Source organism: Eubacterium uniforme, assembly GCF_900167115.1.
Lineage (GTDB): Bacteria > Bacillota > Clostridia > Lachnospirales > Lachnospiraceae > Eubacterium_S > Eubacterium_S uniforme.
Genome location: NZ_FUXZ01000010.1, coordinates 145,848 through 163,071 on the forward strand (window position 1 = coordinate 145,848; position 17,224 = coordinate 163,071).

The 17,224-nt window shown below is 33.9% G+C and carries 20 protein-coding genes; all 20 read left to right on the plus strand.

Features of this window, described 5'->3' with window-relative positions; all coding sequences use genetic code 11:
* Positions 1 to 31 precede the first annotated feature (31 nt).
* Entirely contained in the window at positions 32 to 2,935 is a 2,904-nt protein-coding gene (gene uvrA, locus B5D16_RS08965; protein ID WP_078766650.1) for an excinuclease ABC subunit UvrA, read from the plus strand.
* 66 nt (positions 2,936 to 3,001) lie between these two features.
* Positions 3,002 to 3,418, plus strand: coding sequence for a hypothetical protein (locus tag B5D16_RS08970; RefSeq protein ID WP_078766651.1), 417 nt, complete (start codon positions 3,002 to 3,004; stop codon positions 3,416 to 3,418).
* A gap of 32 nt (positions 3,419 to 3,450) precedes the next feature.
* Positions 3,451 to 4,071: a YczE/YyaS/YitT family protein gene (locus tag B5D16_RS08975; RefSeq protein ID WP_078766652.1), complete on the plus strand. Its 621-nt coding sequence runs from the start codon at positions 3,451 to 3,453 to the stop codon at positions 4,069 to 4,071.
* A gap of 115 nt (positions 4,072 to 4,186) precedes the next feature.
* On the plus strand, positions 4,187 to 5,764 hold the full coding sequence (gene guaA / locus B5D16_RS08980; RefSeq protein WP_078766653.1) for a glutamine-hydrolyzing GMP synthase: 1,578 nt from the start codon (positions 4,187 to 4,189) through the stop codon (positions 5,762 to 5,764).
* 194 nt (positions 5,765 to 5,958) lie between these two features.
* On the plus strand, positions 5,959 to 6,276 hold the full coding sequence (locus B5D16_RS08985; protein WP_078766654.1) for a helix-turn-helix domain-containing protein: 318 nt from the start codon (positions 5,959 to 5,961) through the stop codon (positions 6,274 to 6,276).
* On the plus strand, positions 6,269 to 6,838 hold the full coding sequence (locus B5D16_RS08990) for an ImmA/IrrE family metallo-endopeptidase (protein ID WP_078766655.1): 570 nt from the start codon (positions 6,269 to 6,271) through the stop codon (positions 6,836 to 6,838). The genes B5D16_RS08985 and B5D16_RS08990 overlap by 8 nt, the downstream gene beginning before the upstream one ends.
* A 264-nt stretch (positions 6,839 to 7,102) precedes the next feature.
* Positions 7,103 to 7,816 carry a DUF4417 domain-containing protein gene (locus tag B5D16_RS08995; protein WP_159444355.1) on the plus strand — a complete coding sequence of 238 codons (714 nt, stop codon included), beginning with the start codon at positions 7,103 to 7,105 and terminating at the stop codon, positions 7,814 to 7,816.
* Between the two features lie 2 nt (positions 7,817 to 7,818).
* On the plus strand, positions 7,819 to 8,190 hold the full coding sequence (locus B5D16_RS09000; RefSeq protein ID WP_078766657.1) for a hypothetical protein: 372 nt from the start codon (positions 7,819 to 7,821) through the stop codon (positions 8,188 to 8,190).
* Positions 8,162 to 8,410 (plus strand): CPCC family cysteine-rich protein, encoded by a 249-nt coding sequence (locus tag B5D16_RS09005; protein WP_242943026.1) that lies wholly within the window; start codon positions 8,162 to 8,164, stop codon positions 8,408 to 8,410. The genes B5D16_RS09000 and B5D16_RS09005 overlap by 29 nt, the downstream gene beginning before the upstream one ends.
* A 629-nt stretch (positions 8,411 to 9,039) precedes the next feature.
* Positions 9,040 to 9,486, plus strand: coding sequence for an Hsp20/alpha crystallin family protein (locus B5D16_RS09010; RefSeq protein WP_034234202.1), 447 nt, complete (start codon positions 9,040 to 9,042; stop codon positions 9,484 to 9,486).
* A 288-nt stretch (positions 9,487 to 9,774) separates the two neighbouring features.
* Positions 9,775 to 10,008: a DNA cytosine methyltransferase gene (locus B5D16_RS12735; RefSeq protein WP_278286385.1), complete on the plus strand. Its 234-nt coding sequence runs from the start codon at positions 9,775 to 9,777 to the stop codon at positions 10,006 to 10,008.
* Between the two features lie 23 nt (positions 10,009 to 10,031).
* Positions 10,032 to 11,171, plus strand: a complete 1,140-nt coding sequence (locus B5D16_RS09020) for an SIR2 family protein (protein ID WP_078766658.1) — start codon at positions 10,032 to 10,034, stop codon at positions 11,169 to 11,171.
* Positions 11,168 to 11,410, plus strand: coding sequence for a hypothetical protein (locus B5D16_RS12680; RefSeq protein ID WP_242943028.1), 243 nt, complete (start codon positions 11,168 to 11,170; stop codon positions 11,408 to 11,410). The genes B5D16_RS09020 and B5D16_RS12680 overlap by 4 nt, the downstream gene beginning before the upstream one ends.
* A gap of 60 nt (positions 11,411 to 11,470) precedes the next feature.
* Positions 11,471 to 13,021, plus strand: a complete 1,551-nt coding sequence (locus B5D16_RS09025) for an ATP-binding protein (RefSeq protein ID WP_242943029.1) — start codon at positions 11,471 to 11,473, stop codon at positions 13,019 to 13,021.
* A 412-nt stretch (positions 13,022 to 13,433) separates the two neighbouring features.
* On the plus strand, positions 13,434 to 13,829 hold the full coding sequence (locus tag B5D16_RS09030; protein ID WP_078766659.1) for an N-terminal phage integrase SAM-like domain-containing protein: 396 nt from the start codon (positions 13,434 to 13,436) through the stop codon (positions 13,827 to 13,829).
* Positions 13,830 to 13,966: 137 nt separating this feature from the next.
* The gene (locus B5D16_RS09035) at positions 13,967 to 14,422 is read left to right on the plus strand and encodes a site-specific integrase (protein WP_078766660.1); all 456 of its coding nucleotides are present in this window, start codon (positions 13,967 to 13,969) and stop codon (positions 14,420 to 14,422) included.
* 87 nt (positions 14,423 to 14,509) lie between these two features.
* Entirely contained in the window at positions 14,510 to 14,842 is a 333-nt protein-coding gene (locus B5D16_RS09040) for a helix-turn-helix domain-containing protein (protein WP_078766661.1), read from the plus strand.
* Positions 14,843 to 14,873: 31 nt separating this feature from the next.
* Positions 14,874 to 15,746 (plus strand): BRO-N domain-containing protein, encoded by an 873-nt coding sequence (locus B5D16_RS09045; protein ID WP_341465208.1) that lies wholly within the window; start codon positions 14,874 to 14,876, stop codon positions 15,744 to 15,746.
* 42 nt (positions 15,747 to 15,788) lie between these two features.
* Entirely contained in the window at positions 15,789 to 16,535 is a 747-nt protein-coding gene (locus B5D16_RS09050) for a hypothetical protein (RefSeq protein ID WP_078766662.1), read from the plus strand.
* Between the two features lie 513 nt (positions 16,536 to 17,048).
* Positions 17,049 to 17,224: transposase (locus B5D16_RS09055; protein ID WP_200803969.1), on the plus strand; the 176-nt coding region annotated here is incomplete at its 3' end.

The window sequence follows — 17,224 nt, forward strand, 5'->3', positions numbered from 1 at the left end:
ATATTATTTTTTAAAAGAAGATAGGTTAATTATGGCACGAAAAAAAGAAGATAAAAAGTATATTATTATAAAGGGTGCTAAGGAGCACAATTTAAAGAATGTTAATTTAAAAATTCCAAGGGATGAGTTTGTAGTATTTACGGGTCTTTCTGGCTCGGGTAAGTCATCTCTTGCATTCGATACAATATATGCAGAAGGTCAGAGAAGATATATGGAGTCACTCTCTTCATATGCAAGACAGTTCTTAGGACGTATGGAAAAAGCAAATGTTGAAAGCATAGAAGGTCTTTCTCCTGCCATCTCAATTGACCAGAAATCAACTAATAGAAATCCACGTTCTACAGTTGGTACAGTTACAGAAATCTATGATCACTTTAGATTGTTATATGCACGAATTGGTACAGTGCACTGCCCAAACTGTGGTAAGGAAATTAGTAAGCAGACAGTTGACCAGATGGTTGATAGCATCATGAAACTTGAAGAGTCTACAAAGATTATGATTCTTGCACCTGTTGTTAGAGGTAAGAAGGGTAGACATGAAAAAGTATTAGAATCAGCTGTAAAGCAGGGTTTTGTACGTGCAAGAATAGATGGTGAAGTTTATGACCTTTCTGAAGAAATCGCACTTGAAAAGAATAATAAGCATAATATTGAAATTGTAATTGATAGATTAGTTGTTAGAGAAGGAATCGAAAAGAGACTTACAGATTCAATAGAAACATCACTTAAAATAGCAGAAGGATTATGCTATGTTGAAGTAATGGGTGAGAGAAAAGCACATGAAGATTTATATGATGAAGAATCAGATAGTAGCAAAAAGCAACTAAGTAATCTAATGGTATTCTCTGAAAACTTCGCATGTCCTGACTGTAATATAAGTATTGGTGAAGTACAGCCTAGAAGCTTTTCATTCAATAATCCATTCGGAGCCTGTCCTGTGTGTTCTGGTCTCGGATACAAGATGGACTTTGATGTTAAGCTTATGATACCTAATGAAAACTTAAGTCTTAATGAAGGTGCAATCTCTGTTATGGGATGGCTTAACTCTAAAGACAAGGGAAGTTTTTCTCATTCAGTATTAGAAGGTCTTTCAAAGAAGTATAACTTTAGTTTAGATACTCCTTTTAAGGATTTACCAGATGACATTAAGCATAAGATTATTCACGGTACTAACGGTGAAGAATTCGATGTTGTATATGAAGGTAAATATGGTAAGAGTAAGTACAGATTTGAGTTTGAAGGTCTTATTAAGAATGTTCAGAAGAGATACCGTGAAACTCCTTCACAGAATCAGAAGGCTGAATATGAATCATATATGAGAATTACACCATGTGAGGAATGTGGTGGTCAGAGACTTAAGAAGGAATCACTTGCTGTTACAATTGGTGATAAGAACATTCACGAGGCAACTAACATGCCCATTAGAAAGATAAAGAAGTTCTTAGCTAATCTTGAATTATCACCAGTAAAGCAGACTATTGCTGAAGAAATATTAAAAGAAATTAATGCAAGACTTGCATTTATGATTGATGTTGGTCTTGATTACTTAACATTAACAAGACATACTGCTACACTCAGTGGTGGTGAGGCGCAGCGTATCAGACTTGCAACTCAGATAGGTTCGGGTCTTGTTGGTGTTGCATACATATTGGATGAACCAAGTATTGGTCTTCATCAAAGGGACAACGATAAGCTTTTATCAGCTCTTAAGTCACTTAAGGAAATTGGTAATACATTAATTGTTGTAGAGCATGATGAAGATACCATGAGAGCAGCGGACTTTATCGTTGATGTAGGTCCACTTGCCGGAGTTCATGGTGGAGAGATTGTTGCAACAGGAACTGTTGATGACATTATGAAGTGTAAAAGATCAGTAACTGGTGCATATCTTTCAGGTAAGAAAGTAATTCCTGTTCCTGATGAAAGAAGAAAGCCTACAGGATTCATTAAGATTGTTGGAGCAAGAGAAAACAATCTTAAGAACATAGATGTTGAAATTCCTACAGGCATATTCACCTGCGTTACTGGTGTATCAGGTTCTGGTAAGAGTTCGCTTATTAATGAAATACTTTATAAGTCACTTGCAAAGACTCTTAATAGGGCAAGAACAGTAGCTGGAGATCACGATGGCATTGAAGGTGTTGAAGTTCTTGATAAAGTAATTGATATTGATCAGTCACCTATTGGTAGAACTCCTCGTTCAAATCCTGCAACATATATTGGAGTGTTTGATCAGATTAGAGATTTATACGCTGCAACATCTGATGCAAAAGAAAGAGGCTACAAAAAAGGAAGATTTAGCTTTAATGTTAAGGGTGGACGATGCGAAGCTTGTTCTGGTGATGGAATTAAAGTTATTGAAATGCATTTTCTGCCAGATGTATATGTACCTTGTGAAGTATGTGAAGGTAAGAGATATAATAGAGAAACATTAGAGGTTAAGTATAAAGGTTATAATATTTATGATGTTTTAAATATGACTGTTGAAGAAGCGATGGAAGTATTTAAAAATGTTCCATCAATCTTTAATAAGATTAAGACACTTAATGATGTTGGATTATCATATCTTAAACTAGGTCAGCCATCAACAACACTTAGTGGTGGTGAGGCACAGCGTATTAAACTTGCAGCAGAACTTAGTAAGAGAGCAACAGGTAAGACAATTTACATCCTTGATGAACCTACAACGGGACTTCATTTCGCTGATGTTCATAAGCTTGTTGAGATTCTTAGAAAACTTTCTGAAAGTGGAAATACAGTTGTTGTAATTGAGCATAACATGGATGTTATAAAGTGTGCTGACTATATAATCGATATGGGTCCTGAAGGTGGAGATAAGGGTGGTAAGGTTATCGCTAAAGGAACACCTGAGGAGATTTGTAAAGTTGAAAAAAGCCATACAGGAGAATATCTTAAGAAATGGCTTTCTCAATAAAATTAGTATGATAAAATTGTATTGGTTAGATTTTTGGTTATTGTTTAAGACTGAGGTGAAAGAAAAATGGATAAGAATAAGGTGTATAAAGATATTAGCAAATTCATATATAAGTATACGCACGATGCGGCACTTACATATCCTATACCTTCGGATTATGCAGAGTTAGCTATGGATATGGGATTTGCTAAGAATAGTCTTAGAATGGAATTCCCAGAAGGAAGTCATATGGGACCTGGTAGGCCAATAGTAAGAGATATTTACGATTCAGGTAGAAACTGTGGCAAGGAACTAAGTTATAGCTATAATGTAGGTATGGGCGGTCAGGTTGAGGTAGTATATTATCTTAACGAAGGTGTAGAACTTGATGAGGAAGAATTAGAGATATATCAATGGGTATGCGATCAGATATTCCTTGTATATGGAAAACAACAGGTTATAGATGCACTTAACCTTATGACCAAGGTAAAAGGTCAGAGATAGTTTAAGAAAATTTTTGGAAAGAAAGAAAAAGGATGTTTAAGAACAAAGAAAGAATACCAATGGTATTTGCTGCAGTATTTGTTATGGGATTTTTCGTATCGATTATTGTTATGTGCAATTTAGGTACGGACCCATGTACATTTATGAATAGGTCAATATGCTCAAGGATTGGCATGAGTTTTGGAAATTGGCAGCTTTTGCTTAACTGCATATTATTCATAATTGTGTATAGAAAGGCAAAGGACTTAATTGGATTTGGAACCATATTTAACATGGTTTTAATAGGATATTACGTGGATTTCTTTATGTATGTCTGGAATAAGATTATTCCTAAGGCTGCATGGACAAATCCGGTAAGTAGATGGATTATTTATATTGTTGCACTTTTTTGCTTTATAGTAAGCGCGGCAGTTTATATAAATTCAGATACGGGAGTTGCACCTTATGACGCAATGCCGATAATCATAGCAAATGCTATCGAGGAAAAAACAGGTAATTCTCATAAAGTTGGAGTAAGAATGTGCTGGGATGCATGTGCAATCTTAATGGGCATACTGTTTGGTTCAATACCAGTTATTGGCGTTATTCTTATGACCATATTCTTAGGGCCAGTTATTGGAATGGTTGGAAAGATAATGGGAAATGAAGGATAGTTTGTTTTAAATGGCATATAGCGGAAGTGTATATATGTAATGAGGGTTGCAATAGAAGTAATTTGTGTTATAATTATTTTTTAAAAATATAGAAATTATGTTTCAGGAGGCATGTATGAAACGAGAACTTGTTATAGTTATTGATTTTGGTGGTCAATATAATCAGCTCGTTGCTAGAAGAGTCAGAGAGAATAACGTATATTGTGAGATTTATTCTTATAAGACTGACATAGAGCAGATTAAGGCACTTAATCCTAAGGGAATTATTCTTACTGGTGGACCTAATAGTTGTTATGAAGATGGTGCTCCAACATATACAAAGGAATTATTTGAACTTGGAATTCCAGTACTTGGATTATGTTATGGTGCGCAGATGATGCAGCTTATCCTTGGCGGTAAGGTTGAAAAAGCACCAGTACGTGAGTATGGCAAAACTGCTACATTCTTTGATAATACAAGCATATTATTTGATGGTATTGAAGAAGAATCAGTTGTATGGATGAGTCATTTTGATTATATCAGTAAGGAAGCACCTGGATTTAAAATCATTGCTCATACAAAGGATTGTCCAGTCGCAGCAGCTAGTGATGAGTCTCGTAAATTATATGCAATACAGTTCCATCCTGAAGTGTTACATACAGTAAGAGGTAAGGATATCTTAGCAAATTTCGTATATAAGATTTGTGGTTGTAAAGGCGATTGGAAGATGGATTCATTTGCTAATGAACAGATTAATCTTATACGTGAAAAAGTTGGTGATGGTAAAGTGTTACTTGCTCTTTCTGGTGGTGTAGATTCATCAGTTGCAGCAGTACTTTTATCAAAAGCAATTGGCAAACAGCTTACATGTGTATTCGTAGATCATGGTCTTTTACGTAAGAATGAAGGCGATGAAGTAGAGAATATATTTGGACCTAATGGAAATTATGACCTTAATTTTATAAGAGTTAATGCTCAGGATAGATATTATGATAAGTTAAAAGGCGTAGAAGAACCTGAGAAGAAACGTAAGATAATCGGTGAGGAATTCATTAGAGTATTTGAAGAAGAAGCAAAGAAGATAGGTAAGGTTGATTTCTTAGTACAGGGAACAATATATCCAGACGTAGTAGAAAGCGGACTCGGCGGCGAATCAGCCGTAATCAAGTCACATCACAATGTAGGTGGACTTCCAGATTACGTTGATTTTAAAGAAATTATCGAACCACTTCGTGATCTTTTCAAAGACGAAGTAAGAAAAGTTGGTCTTGAACTTGGATTACCAGAATACCTAGTATTCCGTCAGCCATTCCCAGGCCCAGGTCTTGGAATCAGAATAATCGGTGAAGTAACAGGCGAAAAAGTAAAAATCGTACAGGATGCAGACTTTATCTATAGAGAAGAAGTAGGAAATGCACTTAAAGAATATGCAGAAGCAAATAATGGAGCGGATGCACCATGGAAACCAGACCAGTACTTTGCAGCATTAACAAATATGCGCTCAGTAGGCGTAATGGGTGATGAAAGAACATACGATTATGCTGTAGCACTTCGTGCAGTGCAGACAATCGACTTCATGACAGCCGAAAGTGCCCAGATACCATGGGAAGTATTACAGAAAGTAATGAATAGAATAATCAATGAAGTGAAAGGTGTTAATAGAGTAATGTTTGACTTGACAAGTAAACCACCTGGAACGATTGAGTTTGAATAATAGATTTGTTCATATATTATATTAATTTTATACAGTAGTAAAAAAATACAAATAATCTTAATGGTTGTTTGTATTTTTTTTATTTTATAAAAAATAATAGAATAAATATCACAACTGCACTTGACAATTGCAAAAATGCAATCTATAATAATGATGTAGTTATATTTAATGGAAGTATATACAGGAGGATTATTATGTCATGGAAAGAAAAAGTCTTAGAATTAATGAAACAACGCAATATAAATCAAAAACAATTAGCTGAGTTAAGTGGGATTACTGAAAGTTCAATATCTAGACATTTGCATAGTGAGCGTCGTCCAAGAATGGATATTGTTGTAAATGTGGCGAAAGCCTTGGATGTAGATATAGATTATTTACTTGATGAGGGAGAACATTTAGAATCAGCCTATACAACAATATCTACGGCCATTGCTCGAAAGGGTGGAGAATTAACCGCTGAAGAAAAAAACAAACTAATTGCTTTGATATTGGGGAGCGATATTGATGCATAGAGAAGGAATTATTTATGATGAAATAACTAAAGTTATAATTGAAATTTATATTGATTATGATATTAAAGAATTTCCTATTGATGAAAAAGTAGTTTGTAAGAAACTGGGAGTAGCATTGGTTCCATATTCTGCATTTGAAAAAAATGAAAAGAAAATTTTTTTGAAAAAATCAGAAAATGGTTTTTTTGTAAAAGCATCAAAGGGAAGACCACCTACGATTTATTATAACGATGAGATTTCTAGTGTTGGGAAAATTCGATTTACGATATTTCATGAAATAAAACATTATGTTTTTGATGATGAAGATGATAGTGAGGATGACTTGGCTGATTTCTTTGCAAGATTTTTTATGTGTCCTATTCCATATTTGATACTTAAGGATATAACAGTCCCTGAAAAAATTATATCCTTTTGTAATGTATCAAATTTTGTGGCGCATAATGTTGAAAGTAATATAAAAAATAGAAAGAAAATATATGGAAATACAATATTTGATTATGAAGTAAAGTTGATAGAGCAAATAGAGCCAATATTGGTAGAAGTTAATAATTTACGTAGCTAGTAATATATATATAGAAAAAGCACTAAATTGGTTGCTGCAACAATCACATTTAGTGCCTATCTCCGAATTTTTAATTCGAAATTGCATTAATATTATATAAGAATTTGGAGATAAGTGTCAATACTGAAAGTTATGATTTTGTATTGTATATCTTCGGATTTTATATGTATTCATAAAATTCCTCGGAGATTAATAATATTTATATTAACTAGAAAGGTTTGGATTTATGTATTTTATTTAAATATTTAAAGAATGGAGGTTTTTATGAATTCAAATATTATTTCAGGACAGTTAAGATTTATATCAGAGTCTTCTAAAAAAGAAAAAAAGGTTAAAGATAATTTTAGAGCGTACTTAACAGAGGGGTGCGAAAGAACTTTACAGGAAGGTTATCCTATAATTCCTAGTTGGATGATTCCTAAAGAAGTAGATGATATAAAGATTATTCCTTTCTCTGAATGGAAAAATTATAAAAATAATATTGAAGATTATTATATATGTTTCTTTTGTCAAGATGATGTTTTTTCTGTTGTTTTAAATAATCCTAGGAAATATATAAAATTATTTAGAAGGGCAAAAGGAATAATAGGGTTTGATTATAGTATATATTATGATATGCCTGCGGTAAAACAAAAATCACAGATGAATGATAATTTGTCATTGACTTTTTATTATGGAATGAGAAATATTAAAGTGATTCCTAATATAAGATATGGAATAGAGTCTACAAGAGATGATTTTTTATCTGCGATACCACGAAATTCTGTAATAGCAATAGGGTCTTATGGATGTGTAAAGACAAAAAAAGAAAAGGAACGATTTAGATATTTTCTTAGAGAAATGCTCCCTATTTTGATGCCTAAAGTAGTTGTGGTTTATGGAGCAATGCCAGATGATGTCTTTGGTGAGTTTAAGGATAAATACTCTTTTGTTCAATGTGAAGCTATACCAGAATGTGGTAAGAAGGAGGTGTGTTAGGTATGTACTGTGAATCATCTAAAGGACCAAGTAATTTATACGGTAATTCAGCAAAACAACCTTCTGAACATATTAATTACCCATATGCGAAAAGATTTAATCAAAGTACATTAATGAAGCATTATAATGATCATGGTGAAGAAGTAGGAGCAGATTCAGCATCTGATTATGAACAAATGGCTATTGATTTTGCGAATGATGTGAATAATGTAACTCATGATAGTTTTGTTGATGAAAATGGAAGTACTTATAAATTTAGTTATGAAACTGGGGAATTTGTAATAGTAAAATCTGATGGGACAGTAATTACATATTTTATACCTGATAGAGGGGAGGGATATTGGAATGAGCAAAAATACAAACATGGAATATAAAGAGTATCCGCATATTTGTGCATGTTGTAATGAAGGAACTATAGAAGATGTTCATGATATATGTTTAGTTTGCGGTTGGGAAGATGATGAAGTTCAAAATAATGATATTGAATTTGCAGGAGGAGCAAATAAAGATTCATTGGTAGAACATAGAATAAAATTTCAGAAGCTTAGAGAGAAAAAGAAAAATTATATGTGGTGTAATACATGGAAAAAATAAAGTGAAAAAAGATATGTATGACCGTTGCAGAATCGTTGCAAAAATCTGAAAAGTCAAAAAATTAATAAGAATTATTAGAAAAAATACACTATATGTGCTACTTGAGAAAATAGGGAAACACAAGATACTGATGATAACATAGAGTTTGAATAAAAATTAATAGATGTGCGTAGCACAATAAATAAAAACAAAGGACGAATGAGTGTTTACACTCAAGGCGTCCTTTGTTTTTATTTATGGGACCGACGAAGTCGGCTATTAGTTTTTATTCGAGCTCCACAGGTTTCTGGTGGTCAGATGACAGCGAGATAAAGCGAAGCGGAGTCGAGCTGACAAGTGTAATCAAAATAAAAATATTAAATTTAACAAAATGGATAGTGGTATAGTATTTTTAGTGTACTATCAATAATTAAGATAGTATATTTTTTGAAAAGGTATGTTTAGCAGCAATTATTAATATAAGCAGTGGAAAAATAATTAGCACTCACCTCTTGACAGTGCTAACAATTAGTGCTATAACATAGTTAGAACAAAGGAATAGAGAAGATTCCGGGTAAGGATCCAAACACTCCTTCCCTTGCTCATGAAACTTATTTAATTATATTTTTATTGAGAAAGAGGAATGAATTATGTTACTACCTAGTATTTTTGGAGAGAATTTATTGGATGACTGGATGGATTTTCCAAGGATGGATTTCGGAGATATCGACCGAAAACTCTATGGAAAGAGAGCTGCACAGGTTATGAAGACTGATGTGCATGAGCATGATGATAAGTATGAGCTTGATATTGATCTTCCAGGATTTAAGAAGGACGAGATTAAGTTATCACTTGAAAATGGTTACTTGTCAGTAAGCGCTGCTAAGGGACTTGATAAGGAAGAAAAGGATAAGAAGGGAAAACTTATCCGTCAGGAACGTTATGCAGGTGCTATGCAGAGAAGTTTTTATGTAGGAGATGCAGTTAAGCAGGAAGATGTAAAGGCTAAGTTCGAAGATGGAGTTTTGAAATTATCAATTCCTAAGAATGAAGCAGAGAAACTTCCAGAAAAACAGTATATAGCTATTGAAGGATAATACATAATTTAAGGGATATCATTGTTACACATTAAGGTGTAACTGTGATATCCCTTATTTTTGTCCAGAAACGGAAAGTATAATTCCATTTATACTAACATTATAGATAGAGATGTTCCCCATAGCTTATGAAGGGAAGAGTAACACCAGTATTTGGAAATTTTTTGAGAGATCGGCCATGATAATGTATCTTTATTCCGGTTAGGGTGACTGCGGTACGCCTTTTTGCATTTAAAAGTATTCGCTCATTATTTCATTAAGCCTGTTAAATGCTACTTCGTATTCTTCGTGGGAGTTGATTCCAAGGTTTCTCTTAATAGCACAGATCCTGTTCTTTTTACGGAAGGAAGATATAGAAGATTTACGCCAAGAGAGGTGGCGCGTATTCAATCATTCCCCGAAAACTTTTCTTTATCCGGAAGTGAGTCAGCTCAGTATAGGGCTTTAGGAAATGCTATTCCGCCGGTGATGTTTTGGTATGTGGCAAATAAGGTATCAGAGTGCCTGGATGCAGTGATATAGAAATATGAAAAATGGAGGAGTTAATGGTGGCGGTTGATAAGAATATTTCTTATTTCAAGGGTAAGCATGAAACAAAGATAGATGAAGAATACTTGAAAAATGAAATGGCTCAGTTTCTTCAAATTGATAATTTGAATTTTTTAATAGGAGCAGGCTGTTCTAGCCATGTTGAAGATGATACGGAATATGGTATTCCGGGTATGATTAATTTATATAAAGGCTTTTTTGAAAAATATCCGGATTTTAAAATTGCAGGAAATAAGGCTGAGCCTCTGTTCGCGGAAAATCTAGAAAAAATGTTAGAAGTAATGGGGGCTATTTCTGTGGCTGGAGAGATTAGTATAATTGATTCAGATATTGCTGATAAGATAGCCACTGTTCAAAAGTATATTAGGCAAAGGGTAATTGATGGACTACATGGTGAAGAGGTGTTGAATTTTTATCATACTTTTTACATGAAAACTGTTGCACGTGGAAGAAAGAATCCTATTAATATATTTACTACGAATTATGATTTGTATAATGAGCAAGCATTAGATGCGCTTTCTTTTCCGTATAATAATGGGTTTGTCGGAACTTATAAAAGGACTTTTAATCCAGCTAGTTACAAATATGCATATGTAGAAGATATGAATTTGTCAAAGAATGTGTGGGAGAGAGTTCCGAATTTTTATAATTTATATAAGCTACATGGCTCGATTTCATGGATTAAAAATGGCAATACTATAAATGAGATTGATTATAAGCATATTGGAAATGACGATACGGTTATGATTTATCCAACACCATTGAAGGATAGAACGACTTTGATGACTCCATATTCAGATTTATTTAGAGCAATGGAGACAGCACTGCTTAAGAAAAACAGCGTATTGATTACCTTGGGATATAGTTTTGCTGATGATCATATAAATAGATTGATTTTAAATTCATTGGCGATACCTACTTTTAAGCTTGTGATTTTTGGAAAGAGCGAAGCTATAACTCGATTAACAGAATTAAATGACTCAAGAATCATAGTGATAAATTCGGATGATCATATTCATTACTTTAAAAACTTTGTTGAAAAAGCAATGCCGAACCTCCAAGAGGATGTAAAGGAACAAATTGACTTGCCGGCGGTTTCTGAAATTATAAAAGCATTTGAAGGTGTAAAAGAATGAGTAGCCGTGAAATTGGAAAGATAACATCTGTTGGTATACATGGTGTAATAGCGGATGTGAATTCAGATTTAGGAAACTATATTAATACAGTAGATGGTATTTTGTTTGTGGGAGAAGTGGGTTCATATGTCTCCATTTACGAAATAGGAAGAACGATAATAGCGGAGATTGTTGGCGTAGATGAGAAAACACAAACTACTAATTCAGGTGAATTAATCAAACCTAATAGTAAAAGATAGGTTTATCTTAATTTAATTGGAGAAATTATAGAGGATAAATTTTTCTTTGGTGTATCAAAAATGCCGTTGATTTTTTCTGCGGTTTATATGATTTCGCAAAATGAGCTTGTTACAATGTTGGAGGTTGGAAAAGAAGAGCTGCCTATAAATGAAGATTCTAATAATACTCGTAGTGTTTTGCTGAATATAGGAAAATCAGTTATTTTTTCTGATTATGATGTTAAAGTTAACATAGATAAGTTTTTTGGATTTCACTTTGCAGTATTTGGAAATACTGGAGCTGGAAAATCAAATACGATTGCAAGAATAATTCAGAATATTTTCGTTAAGAAGAATTATTCTGCAAAAGGCGCAAAGTTTGTGATAATTGATTCAAACGGAGAATATAATAAAGCTTTTTCTAAATTGACAGAAGTAAACCCACAAATAAGGCATTCTCTTATGACAACTGATGAGAACGATACGAAAAAGTTTGCAATTCTGGTATGGGCATTAACAGCAGATGACTGGGCTACATTACTGCATGCATCTGAAAAAACGCAGATGCCAGTATTAAAAAGAGCAATTGATATAGCACGCATTTTTTATAACACAGAAACACCAAACAAAGAACTGAAGAATCATATTTTGGCTTCAACATTGCTGGGGATTATACAAAGCTCAGATTCTTCTCCGTCAAAGTCAGACAAATTAAAGGCAATTATAACTAAGTTTGGCACAGAGGATCTTAATATGGACACGCCTGTGTCGACTTCTAAAAATCTAAGGCAAGCAGTGGCAATTAATTATGGTAATCTGTCAGATGAAGAAACGGTGATATCGTTTTTAGCGAGATTTATAAAACCTGATATTATTACTGAGAATTCTGTTAAAAAAATGATACCATACAGTTTAGAAGATTTTGGAGAGGCGGTTGAGTTTGCAACATTATATGAAGGAAGCATTAGTTCGCAAAGAATTCAAGAGTACACAGCAACTCTTATGACACGATTGCAAACGCTTTCTGAGGGGATTCAGGGACAAATATTAACAAAAACGGAGTACGAAAGCGTTGATGAATATGTAAATATGTTATTGGGTGAGAACCAGATTGTAGATATAGGTATTAGTACATTAGATGATGCGTCCGCTGAAGTTGTGACAAAGGTTTTAGCCAAGCTTTTGCTTGATTATTTGAAAAGAAGTGAAACGAAGGCAGATACACCTATTAATTTTATTTTTGAGGAAGCACATCGATTTGTGAAAAATGAAATTAATTATGGCGCAGTTGGATACAACATTTTTGAACGGATTGCAAAAGAAGGACGTAAATATGGAATGTTACTGGGAATTTCATCGCAACGGCCAAGTGAGTTATCGAAGACAGTTGTATCGCAATGTAGCAATTTTATAGTTCATCGTGTTCAAAATCCGGATGATTTACAGTATATTTCAAAAATGGTACCATATATAAATCAAAATATGATAGAGCGATTAACTTACCTGCAAACGGGGAATGCATTGGTTTTTGGTAGTGCAATTAATCTCCCCACTTTAACGAAATTTGAACAAGCAAATCCGACTACGGACAGTGATAACGCGAGAATTTCAGAAAAATGGTATCGTGAATAATTGATATCACTCTCATGGTTGCAATTTGGTTGCAAAAACTTTTAGAAAAAATAGAATTACGTAGAATGAGTGGAATTCCAGCACAACATCTAGACACGATAGTACGATATAGAGCCAATATAAAGTATCGTGACTAGAGCTTGAGTAGACCCACTAAAAGCTAGTATTACCCGCAAACCCTTGTATTTAAAGGGCTTGCGGGCTTTTTATATTTAAGTGATACGAAAATGATGAATTGTTCTTAGTGGTTTGTAGGTTGTAAAATGAGTAATTTCATTTCTGTTATATTTGTTTTCTGATACATACTTTTACAAAGGAGAAATAAATTATGGCAGCATATTTTAATCAGAAAATAAAGAAATGGGATGCAAATTTTTCTTATAGGGATTTTTAAAATAATTCCAAAAAGAAAATGAAGAGGGGATTTAAAATCGAGGAAGATGCATTAGCATGGGAGAAATCGTATAAGGAACATTGTAAAAAAGATATGTCAAAATCTTTTGGCGAGTTCTATAAGAATTATGAAAGTGACATAAGGCCTAGAATTAAGGAAAGTACCTGGCGGACAAAGGAGTATGTGGTTAAATATAAAATTCTTCCTTATTTCAAAGACATGCCGATGAGCAGCATCAAGCCTTTGGATGTTTTGAAATGGCAAAACGGGTTGCTTGAAATGCATAATAAAAAAGGAAATGAACTTTCCGGTACTTATCTAAAGACGATACAATCGCAACTGAGTGCTATATTTAACCATGCGGTACGATATTATGATTTAAACGGTAATCCGGTTAAAAAGGCAGGCCAATAGGAATTGTTCGAGCGAATGAAGTGAACTATTGGACAAAGGAAGAGTATTTAAGATTTATTGAAAGCATGAAGGATAATAATAAATACTATTATGCATTGGAAATCCTTTATTGGTGCGGGCTTTGAACAGGAGAGGTATTGGCGTTGACAGAATCGGATTTTGATTTTGTACACCATACAGTATCAATTACAAAATCTTTTCAGATAATCAATGGAGCAGAGGTTATTACAAAACCAAAAACGATAAATGGAATAAGAACTGTAACTGTTCCGGTGTCCTTATGCAAACAATTGAAAGAATATGTAGGTCAATTAAATGATGGTGAAAGGTTGTTTCCGTATGCAAGACAAAGATTATATAAAGAACTGAAAAATGGAATTGAGATATCCGGAGTAAAAGATATACGCCTACATGATTTAAGACATAGTCATGTTTCGCTATTAATTCATATGGGATACAGCGCCTTCGAAATAGCAAAAAGAGTGGGGCATAAAAGTGAGCGGGTTACATACTATTATGCACATATGTTTCCGGGAGTGCAGGAAAACATGGCGGAAAGATTGGATGCGGAGAGAAGTGATGGCAACGAATAATTCTATTGACAGTACTAGTTTATAAGGATATAATTCGTATATACGAAAAGTATATGTTAATACGAAAAAGTGATTTGGGAGATAATAATGACTATTAGTGAACGCATTTTTAAACTAATGGAAGAACGTGAGATTGCGCAGACAGATTTTTCGAAAGCTACAGGTATTGCGCAAAGTACTATTAGTGATTGGAAACGAAAAAAAACGAATCCGTCTGCAGATAAAATTATGATTATATGCAAAGTGTTAAATATAACACCATACGAATTGTTGCAGGACACGGTTCAATCTGTAGAGGAGTTGGATTATCGAGTGGTTACAAAAGGCACAAAGGAGTATGATCTTTTGATTGAAATGGAAAGCCTTAAGAAATCGCAAAAAGAAAGATTGTTGGGGTATATTGAAGCGTTGAAACAATAAAAATGGACAATAGTAAAAGTTGGAGGAAATAATGATGACAAATGATAAAGTCAACTTGTTTGAAAATCAACCAATAAGGACAGTATGGGTAGAGGAAGATGAGGAATGGTATTTTTCTATTGTGGATGTAGTCGGAGCATTGACAGAACAGTCGGATTTTGATAGTGCTAGAAATTATTGGAAAGTCTTGAAAAGCAGGCTTAGAGAAGAAGGGAATCAGTTGGTTACAAATTGTAACCAACTGAAAATGAGGTCTCCAAAAGACGGGAAAAAATATAATACCGATGTTGCAAATGTTGAGCAGTTGCTTCGCATAATCCAATCGATTCCGTCAAAAAAAGCAGAACCATTTAAACTTTGGCTTGCAGAGGTGGGGCGGGAGCGAATTGAAGAAGTAATAGATCCGGAATTGACTATAGAACGTGCTCTGGAAACATATGTTAAAAAAGGATACTCCCGAGAGTGGGTTAATCAACGTTTACAAGCTATTCAAGTACGTAAAGAACTTACAGATGAATGGGAAAGCCGAGGTGTAAAGAAAGGTGCAGAGTTTGCAATTCTTACAGACGAAATATCAAAAGCTTGGTCCGGCATGACTACAAGAGAGTATAAGAACTTTAAGGGGTTAAAGAAAGAAAATCTTCGTGATAATATGTCAACGCTCGAACTTGTTCTTAATATGTTGGCTGAAGCTACTACTACAGAAATATCAAAGCAAAAGCAACCGGAAACATTTGAAGAAAACCGAATAGTTGCAGTTGAAGGCGGCGAAGCAGCGGGAGAAGCGAGGAAGGCCGTGGAAAAGCGTACTGGCAACTCTGTTATTACGAATAAAAATGCAGCGCAACTACAAGAACTCGTAACAGGGCTGATTGAAACGGATATTAGAGATGATATTGAGTGATAGAGGTAGAAAACAGCTTCTTTACAGAAAGGGAAGTGAAATATGAGATACGTGGATTGCTTTTTTAATACTATTATTTCAATACAAGAGTTTCTAGAAAGTTTTGAAAAATGGTATTCAAAGAAAAGAACAAAATTATCTTGGGTTTATATATTGAGTATTATTGGAGGATATGTACTGATTGTAGGTAAACTGGTAGTAATAGGAGAACTTGTATTTATACTGGGAATGGTGATGGCGAGTATTGAAAATATTATTGGCTGGAAGCATTCTGTGAGAAGATGGTTAAAAATATGTTTTTTTTATAATTTGTTTTTTTCAGCTATTTTAGCGTGTATGATACAGGGACAAATCAAATATCCTATATTAACGCCTCTTTTTGTTGGATTATATCTATTTGTATGGGTATTTTTATCATTAATATCTAATAGCAAGGTGGCTTTATTTGTAAATGAAATAGTATCTGGAATGGCTGCCACTTTTTTTACAATTGGTACATATCTTATTAGTATGGCTTTGAAAGGCTTACCGGCGGCTAGCGATTATAAACTATATTATCATACGGATGAAGCAGCAATGCATGCATTAGAAAATGGGGAGCTATTGGCGTGGAAATTTTTTGGAATAACGGTTTTGGAACAGTTGGAAATAGGTTTTTTATCGTTCCTTCCAGTTATTGGAGTGTCAGCCATGTGTATTATTATGGTTAAAATAAAGATTTATTGGATGGAAAAAAATAAAGTATTTGAACCAGAAAAAGGGATTGGCTTGAACGATGAAAAGTTGTAAATGTAGATTAAAGAAGCGACTTCAAGTTTGTGAGAAATCATATATGATCTGATTGACATGATATAGAATTACTAAATCTGACAGTGGAAAAAATAAGAAAATAGAATAATAGTGTATTATTTGGTATAATGAATATAATTACTTGAGGGAGAGGAAAGAATCAGCAGGTATCACAAGATTAGAATTTTGATACCTTTTTGATACCTTTTCACTTGAAACTCACGAATATGACAAATAAGACAGGGGGAGAAATCCCCGATAATTAACGATTTTGCAATGATAAGCAACCAGAGACAGGGATGAAATCCTTGAGTTTGAATAATGACAAAACGCTTGAAAGCCCCTAAAATAGGGGCTTTTTTATTTATGGGTCGTGACCCTGTTGAGCTCGCGAAGCGTGCGAAATATAAACCACCCGCTATGCGGGTGAGCGATATATGTTATACAAAAAATCACCTTCCCTTTATAATATAGATGTTCAAGCTATCTTATAAAGAAAGGAAGGTGATCAATATGGCCAATAAGGCTCATAATTTGGCTCACACAAAATGGGTATGCAAATACCACATTGTGTTCACTCCAAAGTATAGACGAAAAGTAATATATAATCAATATAAAACGAGCATAAGAGAAACATTAATAACTCTCTGTAAATTCAAGGGAGTGGAAATAATTGAAGGACATTTAAT